Source organism: uncultured Veillonella sp., from assembly GCF_963524655.1.
GTDB lineage: Bacteria > Bacillota > Negativicutes > Veillonellales > Veillonellaceae > Veillonella.
Genome location: NZ_CAURHA010000076.1, coordinates 1 through 2,702 on the forward strand (window position 1 = coordinate 1; position 2,702 = coordinate 2,702).

Annotated in this window: 1 protein-coding gene and 1 pseudogene; both read left to right on the forward strand. The window is 39.0% G+C overall.

Annotated elements, in window-relative coordinates; all coding sequences use genetic code 11:
• Positions 1-121 precede the first annotated feature (121 nt).
• Positions 122-1,027: a LysR family transcriptional regulator gene (locus RYM16_RS08995; protein ID WP_314983403.1), complete on the forward strand. Its 906-nt coding sequence runs from the start codon at positions 122-124 to the stop codon at positions 1,025-1,027.
• Between the two features lie 389 nt (positions 1,028-1,416).
• A pseudogene (locus RYM16_RS09000) lies at positions 1,417-2,702 on the forward strand (carbon monoxide dehydrogenase); the annotation flags it as partial.

Sequence of the window (2,702 nt, forward strand, 5' to 3'; positions counted from 1 at the left end):
CCATATGGAGGGCTTTTTTGTTGTGCGTAAGTTATTATATTACTATGGCTCGTCATATATCTTGTATTTTGGTAATATATAGTTATAATAAAATCATAATGTTTTGTTATAAGGTGTTTCTATGGATATAAAAGATATTAAATATATAAGTACTATTGTCGAGATGGCATCGTTCTCTAAAGCGTCTAAAAAATTATATATTTCTCAGCCTGCGTTGAGTCAAAGTATTCGTCGTATCGAAGCAGAGTTAGGTGTTCCTATGTTTGCTCGTGATCGCACTAAGGTAGTACCGACGGCTGCAGCGTTACAAATTGCAAAAGAAGGGATGCCATTAGTTCATAAAGTAGAGGCTTTAACACAGTCTATTATCAACCAAGGTACGGATGTGGCATATCACGTGCGAATTGGTTTGTCCCAGTTTTATGGTCATCATATGTTAGGTAAAACGCTAAAGAGCTTTCAAGAAATTGAACCATCTTGGGAGTTCCATGTGGTAGAAGGTGAATCTCACTTCTTGGAGCAACAGATTTGTGATGGCTTAGTTGACGTAGGACTATTCCCGACGCCTATTTATTCTCAAGCTCTTGAAAGCTATCCCGTACTTGATGAGCAAATCTTGCTAGCCATTAGCGTAGAAAATAAAAAAGCCATCGCTGTTGCGGAATCTCTCATGACACCTGAAGGTATTCGAGAAATCGCACCATTTGGACCATTTCCATTTATTCTTTTGCGAGAGGGCTTAAAGCTACGGTCTTTGGTAAATCGATTATGCCAAGCGGAGTCCTTTGTGCCTAAAGCGGTCATTGCATCAGAAACATTGGATACTTGTCGCTCTTTAGTAGAAGATGATTATGGTATTACTTTCTTGCCGAGTACGCTTAATAGTAAGAGGGATGAAGATAAGGTTAAATTTTATCCCCTTGCATCAAAACTTTGCTTCCGTCAATTAGTTCTTGTGGCAAGATCAGATAGAGCAAAACGATTCCATTTGCCTGAAGTAGCAAATATTATGCAGAAATTCTTATAAATTATACAGATAGCATATTGGAGTATTTAACTTTACTTACGAATAATAATTCATATAAAATAATATCTAAATATAGCATTCTATAGATAAAAGAGGTTAATTCCCGTATGTTACAGGAATTAACCTCTTTTGCTTTATGAAAAAAATCTGAAAGTATCGAATTTAATAAATGTAGTTATCATAATGATTTATAACCATAAATGGGTAAAAAATTTCTCAAAATTTAATTGACAAATGTCCTTTCAAAAAATATACTTATAGTAGTTTAAAACATATTTTGGAGATAGGATTTAAAGCCCCTCATTATGGTGGAATTAACTTGAAATAAATGTAGAATATGTTTTCTTATTATTGTCAGCTGGCCTACGTAGGCCCCTAGGAGGTTTATTATGAGTAAAGACGTGGAAAATAAAAATACCCAGGAACACAGCCATGGTGAACAACAACATCATCATCACCATCATGATCATGACCATCATCACCATGACCATGACCACTGCCATTGTGGCGGTCATCATCACCATCATGGTCACGACCACGATCATCATCACGACCACGATCATGAACATGGTCACGACCATAGTCATGCAAAGGCTATGCCGACGGATAAATGGGTGCCACACACTCATGAACCAGGGGTACCTCATGAACATGGCGTAAACGATTACATGAAAGCCGTTGCTGAGTATCGTAAAACATGGCCTACAAAACAAGATGTAATTGAACAAACACCAGATCCAGCAGTGCGTGAAATGATCCTTCGCATGGAGCAAATCGGTTGTGATACAGTGTTTGACCGTTTCGATAAACAACAACCACAATGTACTTTCGGTATTGCAGGCGTATGTTGTCGTGTTTGCTTCATGGGTCCATGTAAAATTACACCTAAGAGCCCTCGTGGTGTCTGCGGTGCTGATGCTGATCTTATTGTAGCTCGTAATATGACACGCGCAGCAGCTGGTGGCTTAACACAACATGGTGCGCATGCTCGCGAAATCTTGATTTCTTTGAAAGCTGCTGCTAACGATCAATTGGATATCCCAATTTTAGGGGAAGAAAAAATTCGTACTGTATGTAAAGCTTTCAACATCCCTGAAGAAGGTCGTTCCTTAAAAGAAGTTGCTAATGACTTGGCAGATGTTCTATTAGAAGATTTGAGCCGTGCATTGCCTGGCGAATATAAAACAATTACAGCGTTAGCTCCAGCTGAACGCCGTGAAGTTTGGAAAAACCTAGATATCTTGCCTATTTCCGCGTACAATGAAGCCTTTGATGCATATCATCGTACATGTGTAGGTACAGATGGCGATTGGGAAAGCAACATGAAACAATTCTTGCGTTGTGGTCTTGCTTTCACATTCACAGGCGTAGTAGCTGCGGACATCGCAACAGATGCATTGTTCGGTCAAGGTGGTCGTCGTACATCAAAAGTTAACATCGGTGCATTGAAAAAAGGTTATGTTAACATCGCTGTTCATGGTCACTTGCCAACATTAGTATCCCAAATTTGTACAATTGGTGCCTCTGAAGAGTATTTAGAAAAAGCGAAAGCTATCGGTGCTAAAGGTATCCAATTCTACGGTATCTGCTGCTCTGGTTTGTCTAGCATGTATCGTTATGAAAATGTTATTCCATTGTGTAATGCTATCGGTGCGGAACTTGTACTTGGTACTGG